The sequence below is a fragment of the Dietzia sp. DQ11-71 genome (genome assembly GCF_014144995.1).
Taxonomy (GTDB): Bacteria; Actinomycetota; Actinomycetes; order Mycobacteriales; family Mycobacteriaceae; genus Dietzia; species Dietzia kunjamensis.
The window spans coordinates 1-7,443 of the sequence record NZ_JAALDT010000470.1; the positions used below are offsets into that span (position 1 = coordinate 1).

At 68.0% G+C, this 7,443-nt stretch carries 6 protein-coding genes; 1 reads left to right on the plus strand and 5 read right to left on the minus strand.

Annotated features, from left to right (window positions below):
* The 5 genes from G6023_RS14725 to ctaE all read right to left on the minus strand — a co-directional run.
* A partial coding sequence (locus G6023_RS14725; protein WP_187700237.1) for an ATP-dependent DNA helicase occupies nt 1–1,574 on the minus strand: 1,574 nt, incomplete at its 3' end.
* Between the two features lie 94 nt (nt 1,575–1,668).
* Entirely contained in the window at nt 1,669–3,294 is a 1,626-nt protein-coding gene (gene qcrB, locus G6023_RS14730; RefSeq protein WP_182636206.1) for a cytochrome bc1 complex cytochrome b subunit, read from the minus strand.
* Nucleotides 3,291–4,481 (minus strand): cytochrome bc1 complex Rieske iron-sulfur subunit, encoded by a 1,191-nt coding sequence (gene qcrA / locus G6023_RS14735; RefSeq protein WP_182636207.1) that lies wholly within the window; start codon nt 4,479–4,481, stop codon nt 3,291–3,293. Before qcrA ends, qcrB begins: the two co-directional genes overlap by 4 nt.
* Nucleotides 4,478–5,362, minus strand: coding sequence for a cytochrome bc1 complex diheme cytochrome c subunit (gene qcrC, locus G6023_RS14740; protein WP_182636208.1), 885 nt, complete (start codon nt 5,360–5,362; stop codon nt 4,478–4,480). Before qcrC ends, qcrA begins: the two co-directional genes overlap by 4 nt.
* 56 nt (nt 5,363–5,418) lie before the next feature.
* On the minus strand, nt 5,419–6,030 hold the full coding sequence (gene ctaE, locus G6023_RS14745; protein WP_182636209.1) for an aa3-type cytochrome oxidase subunit III: 612 nt from the start codon (nt 6,028–6,030) through the stop codon (nt 5,419–5,421).
* A gap of 291 nt (nt 6,031–6,321) precedes the next feature.
* Here ctaE and trpD point away from each other — a divergent pair, with 291 nt between their 5' ends.
* Entirely contained in the window at nt 6,322–7,380 is a 1,059-nt protein-coding gene (gene trpD, locus G6023_RS14750; RefSeq protein ID WP_120285798.1) for an anthranilate phosphoribosyltransferase, read from the plus strand.
* The last annotated feature ends 63 nt before the right edge of the window (nt 7,381–7,443 follow it).

The window sequence follows — 7,443 nt, forward strand, 5'->3', positions numbered from 1 at the left end:
GCGACCATCGACCACGCCTCGAGGAGCGTGGGGGCGAGAAGGACATCGGAGACGGTGATGCCGTAGTCCGTCCGCGCCCGGGCCAGGTCGCGCTGGGGATTGACCAGCGTCGTCACCGCGGTGCCGTCGGGGAAGGCGATGGCGAGCTCCACCGGCCGGGGCCGGGACCGGGGCCCGTCCTCGCCGACGGACACCACCGCGACAGCGCAGTAGCGGCGGGCCGAGGGCCCACCGTCCGGCGCCCGCAGGAACCGGATGATCCGCCGGTCCGTCTTGAGGTCCCCGGGCAGCACCGGCCGGGTGAGGACGAGGCCTTCCAGAGACCGACAGCGGCTCAACGCCACGTAGAGCTGCCCCGCCACGAACGTGCCGTCGCCGAGGTCCACGACGACCCTGTCCAGGGTCTGTCCCTGGCTCTTGTGGATGGTCACCGCCCAGGCGAGGGTGAACGGGAACTGAGTGAAGGACCCGACCACCTCGTGTCGCATACCGCCGCCGTCCGTCACCGGCCGGGTGACGTCCCAGGTGTGGAGCGCGACCTCGGCGACCTCACCGCCGATGAAGGCGACGACGACGACGGGTCCTCGCTCTCCGCGGTCGCCCCGTCGCCCGAGGGTCACATCGAGCACCCGTCCGATGGATCCGTTCACCCAACGGTCCGCCGGGTCATTGGTGAGCATCATGACCTGCGCGCCGACCTTGAACCCCAGCACCTCCCGGGTGGGGAGCTCGAACCCGGTGAGATCGCCGGTGAGCGTCGCCTCCATCGCCAGTTCCGACCCGGATAGCCGATCGAGGCGGCGTTGGTTGTGGCTCGCGGCCCTGCGGTTGGTGGTGGTGAGCGTCAGCCAGAACTCGTCGTCCGGCGGATCGAAGTCCGGGTCGGTGCGGGAGTTGAGCCGTTCGCGCGCCGGGCCGACGAGAGCGCCCTCGCGGATCGAGTTGAGGATCGCGGTGAGCTCCGGGTCACCGGACTGCCGGAAGACATGCGTGAGGTCGACGGTGGGGAAGTGCTCGGGGTGGTAGCGCTCGGCCGAGAAGAAGTACGGCGTCGGGTAGGTCGCCTCGAAGGACGATCTCTCGGAGGCCGTCACCACCGGCGGTAGCTGGAAGAGGTCACCGACGAGGACGAGCCGGACGCCCCCGAACGGCATCGTCGGGTCCGGGCCGAACCTCTCGAGCGCGATGGCGACCATGTCGAAGACGTCGGCCCGCAACATCGACACCTCGTCGATGACGAGCGTGTGGGCGCCGGCGAGGGCCTGGGTGAATCGCCCGGGACGGTAGGCGCTGCTGCGCACGTGGTCGACCGTGTGGTCGGGGTGGAAGCCGAACAGCCGGTGGATGGTGTAGCCGCCCACGGTGAGGGCTGCGATCCCGGTGGGCGCGGCGACGAGGGTGGGGTGGTCGGTCTCGGCGAGGAACCGGCGGATCAGGGTCGACTTTCCGGTTCCGGCCCTACCGGTGAGAAAGAGATCGTGTCCCGAGTGCAGAAGGTCGAGTGCGCGGTCGACCTCGTCGGTGAGCACGAGTCCTCCGCGTCCGGGGCCCACCGGCATCCGATCGTCGCTCATCTGTGCCTCCCCTCGGCCGCGACGGCTGGCTTCCGACGACCGCGGGCCGGACCTCCAGGTGGAGATCCGGCCCGCGGTCGGGTGCTGTCGGGGATCAGTGCTCGTCGTTGTTGCGACGGGCACGGTTCTCCTCCTGCAGCGTGGTGAGCATCCGGTACTCGCGCTCGTGCTTGTCGTGTGCCGACTCGTCGAGCAGCTTGGCCTCGTCGGCCGGATCGGCGGACAGGCCACCCTGCGGGGGACGTCCGGCGACGCCGAGTTGGTTCATCTTGGACGGGACCTTGGCGCCGGCGTACTCGAGTGGCACGGGGTGGCCGTGCTCGTCGACCTCGCCGAGCGGCTGGTGGACCTCGATGAACTCACCCTGCGGCAAGCGCATGATGATGCCGGTCTCGATGCCGTGCTCGAGGACGTCGCGGTCCGCGCGCTGCAGACCCAGGCAGAGCCTGTAGGTGAAGAAGTACACCAGCGGCGGAACGAGGATCAGTCCGATTCGGCCTGCCCACGTGGTCGCGTTCAACGAGATGTTGAAGAAGTACGCGATGAGGTCGTTGGAGCCCATCAGTACGAGGATCACGTAGAACGAGATGGCCATCATGCCCGCAGCCGTGCGGACGGGAACGTCGCGCGGACGCTGCAGCAGGTTGTGGTGCGCGGTGTCGCCCGAGAACTTGGATTCGATCCAGGGGTAGGCGAACATCAGGGCGACCATGGCGCCCAGCATGACGGCCACCCAGGTCGTGGCGGTCACGGTGTACGGGCCGAGGTAGAGCTCCCAGGCCGGCATCACTCGCGCGCCGCCCTCTGTCCACAGCATGTACCAGTCCGGCTGCGAGCCCGCCGAGATGTGCGACGGGTTGTACGGCCCGAGGTTCCATATCGCGTTGATCGTGAACAGGCCCGAGAAGAGCATGAGCATGCCGACGGTGATGGCGCCGAAAGCGATCGACTTCACGGCGAAAACCGGGAGGATCCGGACGCCGACGACGTTGTTCTCGGTGCGGCCGGGCCCGGGGAACTGCGTGTGCTTCTGGTACCACACCAGCGCGAGGTGAGCGGCGATCAGCGCGAGGATGATGGCCGGGATGATCAGCACGTGCAGGACGTAGAAGCGGGGGATTAGGATCTCGCCGGGGAAGTCCCCGCCGAAGATCATCCAGTGCATCCAGGTTCCGATCACGGGCAGACCCACGATGATCCCGGAGGTGATGCGGAGGCCGGTGCCCGAGAGCACGTCGTCCGGCAGACCGTAGCCGAGGAAGCCCTCGACGATGCCCAGGAGCAGGAGGACGCAGCCGATGACCCAGTTGGCCTCACGCGGGCGACGGAACGCACCGGTGAAGAAGATGCGGATCATGTGGACCACCATCGAGGCGACGAAGAGCAGCGCCGCCCAGTGGTGGATCTGCCGGACGAAGAGCCCGCCACGCACCTCGAAAGAGATGTTGAGCGCGGTCTCGAAGGCCCGGGAGATCTCGATGCCGTTGAGCGGGGCATAGGCGCCCTGGTAGATCACCTTCGACATCGACGGGTCGAAGAAGAGGGTGAGGTACACGCCCGAGATCAGCAGGATCACGAAGCTGTACAGGGCGATCTCGCCCAGGAGGAACGACCAGTGCGTGGGGAAGACCTTGTTGATCTGCCGGCGCATGCCCTTGGCCATGGTGTACCGCGAGTCGAGCGCATTGCCGACCGCGGCGATTTTGGTGTTGTTACTCATGAACGACGCTCCCAGAAGGCAGGTCCGACCGGCTCGATGAAGTCACCGTTGGCGACGAGGTAACCCTCGTTGTCAACCGCGATGGGCAACTGCGGCAGTGCGCGCGCGGCGGGGCCGAAGACCGGCTTCGCGTACTCGAGCGCGTCGAACTGCGACTGGTGGCACGGGCAGAGGAAACGGTGGGTCTGCTGCTCGTACAGCGAGGTGGGGCAGCCGAGGTGGGTGCAGATCTTCGAGTAGGCGTACAGGTCGCCGTAGTTGAAGTTCTCCTGGCCCTTGCGCTTGACGACGCGGGCCGCGTCCTCGGGGCGGAAACGGATCAGCATGACCGAGTTACGCGAACCGTGGATCGAGTGCATGTGCTCCTCGAAGTTGCCCAGGGCGCTCGCGGGCAGCGGGAAGACGGACTCGAGGCCACCGGCGGCGAGGTCGTCGACGCGGATGCGCTCGAGGCGGCCCTCACCGGCGGGGGGATGCCCGTCGGGGTAGACCTTGCCGGTGTCGCGGCCGAGGTACACCTTCTCCGGCGGCAGGCCGTCGGGGCGGTTCTCGGAGGCGAGGGTCCAGCCGGTGGTGTGGAGGGTGCCGTCACCGGAGAGGGTCATCTCTCCGCGCTTCCACGGGTTCTTGATCATGCCGCCGAGGGGCAGGATCGCGGACAGGCCGATGAGACCGACGCTCGCGCCGAGGAAGCCGCCCATGACCTTGCGGCGGCCGAGGGTGGAGGTCTTCCATGAGTCGTTGAGCTCGGCGACGATCGTGCGGCGGTCGACCTCGTCCGAGGGACCGTCGTGCCGCGTCTGGACCGAGATCTCCTCGGGGACGAACTTCTTGGTGAACTGCACGGCGCCGAAGCCCAGGAACAGGATCGACAGGCCGATCGTGCCGCCGAGCAGCGGCGTGTACGCCATGTACAGCCAGTAGCCGTCCTCACCCTCACCGCGGTACTCCCACGGCCAGAAGATGTAGACGACGGCGAAGGCGAGGGCGAACAGTGCCGACAGCGCGAACCAGGTGGTGACGGTGCGCGCGGCGCGCTTCTCGGCGCGGGTGGTCACGCCCTCGGGCCAGCGGCTCTCGCGGTGCCGGATCTCGACTCCGTCGAGCCGGGTGCCCAGCTCGACGAGCTCGGCCTCGCTCATGCGGTCCAGGTCCGCCGGTGACGGGTTCTTCGGGGTCTCACTCATGAACGGGATCCGATCCACAGGGTCGCACCGATGAGGGCGACGATGCCGACAAGCCAGATAGCCACGCCCTCGGTCACCGGGCCGAGACCGCCGAGGCCGTAGCCACCGGGCGAGACCTTGTTATCCGTGGCCTTGATGTAGGCGATGATGTCCTTCTTCTCGTCAGGCGTGAGCTGCCGGTCCGAGAACTTGGGCATGTTCTGCGGGCCGGTGACCATGGCCTGGTAGATCTCCTGCTCGTTGGCAGGGTCCAGAACCGGCGCGTACTTACCGCCGGAGAGTGCTCCGCCGCGGCCGGTGAAGTTGTGACAGGACGCGCAGTTGAGCCGGAACAGCTCGGAACCGCGGGCGATCTCCTCCGGACGACTCTCGCCGGAGGCGCCGCGCAGCGACTCCTGGGCGATGGTGCCGTCCGGGTTGGTGATGATGCCCGGCCCGCCGCCGTGGAGGTCGACATACGCCGCCAGGGCGATGATCTGGTGCTCGCTGTAGCGGGGCTTCTTGCGCTCCGCCTGGGCCTGGTTGTCCGCCATGGGCATGCGGCCGGAGTGCACCTGGAAGTAGACCGAACCCGCGCCGACGCCTACGAGCGAGGGGCCACGGTCCTCCACGCCCTGCAGGTTCTGCCCGTGGCAGGTGATGCACGAGACGTCGTAGATCGACTTGCCCTCGGCGATGAGCGCGGCCTGGTCCTGCTGGGCCGTCGCCACCTGCGGCTCGGGCACGACTGCCGTGGCGATGGCTCCCGCGCCGAGGAGGCCGGCAGCGATGACGAGCGCGCCGGTCGCCTTACGGCGCCGCTTGGTGGAGACCGGACGCGTCGGTGTCGTCGCCGGGTCCGGCGACGGCGTGTCCGCAGCGGGTGGGTGAGGTGAGTTCATTGTGAGTTCCCTTTGGAGTTGGGACCTGCTGGACACAGCGTCCTGCGGCCAGCTGACTACTGAATGAAGTAGATGGTGACGAAGAGGCCGATCCACACCACGTCGACGAAGTGCCAGTAGTACGACACCACGATGGCGGCCGTGGCCTGCGCCGGGGTGAACCGCGACATCGTGGTCCTCATGACGAGGACGACGAAGGCGAGGACACCCGCCGCGACGTGGAGACCGTGGAAGCCGGTGGTGATGAAGAAGACGGACCCGTACACGCTGGAGGAGATGGTGGTGCCCTCGAGGTACAGCAGCACGTACTCGTACGCCTGACCGATCAGGAAGACCGTGCCCATCACCGCGGAGATGACATACCAGCGGCGGAGGCCGAAGACGTCACCCTGCTCGGCGGCGAACACGCCCATCTGACAGGTGAACGACGACGCCACGAGGATGACGGTGATCGTCAGGGCGAACGGCACGTTGAGGTGCACCGGATAGGAGGGCCAGTCACCTCCCGAGTTCGCCTTGGAGACGAAGTACATCGCGAACAGACCCGCGAAGAACATCAGCTCCTGGGACAGCCAGACAATGGTGCCCACACTGACCATGTTCGGCCGATTCAGCGAATGAACACGCTGGGCCATGGCCGATCCTGAGTTATCTACTGCGCTCGTCACGTGGCCAAGTATGACCCCTGAGGAGGGACGAGTCTGCACGGACCCCCGAAATCGGCGTGTCCGTCCAGCGTTTCCGCAGGTCGCTTCGGAAACCCTCAGGGCAAGGGTCGGTATTGGTCCCCCTTGCAGGGGCTATCAGGGCACTCTCAGGCGAGCCCCGGCCGCTCGCCGCCGCCGGAGTACAGGGTGTCAGCGCACGGGCCGGGTCGGAACAGTGGCACGATTGACGCCGTGCGGGCGGCACCCTGTGGGGCGTGTCCGTTTCCATGGCACCAGAGGAGGTCGGGACACGTGGGCAGTTCGGCAGCGTTCGACGGGGGAAGGTCGTGGCCCGGGGTTCTCGGCACCCTCACCGCGGGCGGGGACCTCGATCCGGCGGAGGCCGGTTGGGCGATGTCCCGGATCATGGAGGGTGTCGCCACCGACGCTCAGATCGCCGCCTTCGGCGTTGCCCTGAAAATGAAGGGCGTCACGGGTCCGGAGCTCGATGCGCTGGCCTCGACCATGCTCGACTACTCCCGTCGGGTGCCCACTGATCGTCCCTGCGTGGACATCGTCGGTACCGGTGGTGACCGCCAGGGCACGGTGAACATCTCGACGATGTCCTCTCTCGTGGTGAGCGCCTGCGGAGTGCCCGTGGTCAAGCACGGCAACCGGGCGGCATCGTCCAAGAGCGGCGGTGCCGATGTGCTCGAGGCGCTCGGGGTGGCGATCGACCTCGGCCCGGAGGACGTCGGGCGGTGCCTCGACGAGGTGGGCGTGGCCTTCTGCTTCGCGCCCGTGTTCCATCCCGCGCTGCGTTTCGCCGCGACCCCCCGGCGTGAGATCGGGATCCCGACCGTCTTCAACATCCTCGGGCCTCTCACGAATCCCGCGGCACCCGCCGCGAACCTCATCGGCTGCGCCTTCGAGGGGCTGATGACGGTGATGGCGGAGGTGTTCGCGCTGCGCGGCAGGTCGGCGCTCGTGGTGCGTGGGTCGGACGGCCTCGACGAGATCACCATGACCGGTCCCACCCGGGTGCTGCGGGTCTCGGACGGTCATGTGGACGAGGATCAGGTCGAGCCCGCCGACTTCGGGATGAGCACCTGCTCGATCGAGGAGTTGCGGGGCGGGGACGGCGTCCACAACGCCGGGGTCGCCCGCGATCTCCTCGCGGGAGCACGGGGCCCGGTGCGCGATGCGGTATTGCTCAACTCCGCGGCCGCGCTGGTGGCCTTCGACGGTCTCGAGCGTGGTTCCGACCTGGTATCTGCCATGCGGGCCGCGGTGGACCGGGCCGCCGCGGCGATCGACGACGGCGAGGCGGCGCGGCTGCTCGAGAAGTGGGCCGGGTTCAGCGTGCGCTGACGAGTCCGGTCCCGCGGTGCTCGGCGGCGGCGCTCTCGGCCAGGGTCGCCCAGCCGGTCAGCG

Bases quoted from the DNA above. Each gene is read 5' to 3' on its own strand.
- qcrB (WP_182636206.1), bottom strand. From the start codon at position 3,294: ATGAGTAACAACACCAAAATCGCCGCGGTCGGCAATGCGCTCGACTCG.
- qcrA (WP_182636207.1), bottom strand. From the start codon at position 4,481: ATGAGTGAGACCCCGAAGAACCCGTCACCGGCGGACCTGGACCGCATG.
- qcrC (WP_182636208.1), bottom strand. From the start codon at position 5,362: ATGAACTCACCTCACCCACCCGCTGCGGACACGCCGTCGCCGGACCCG.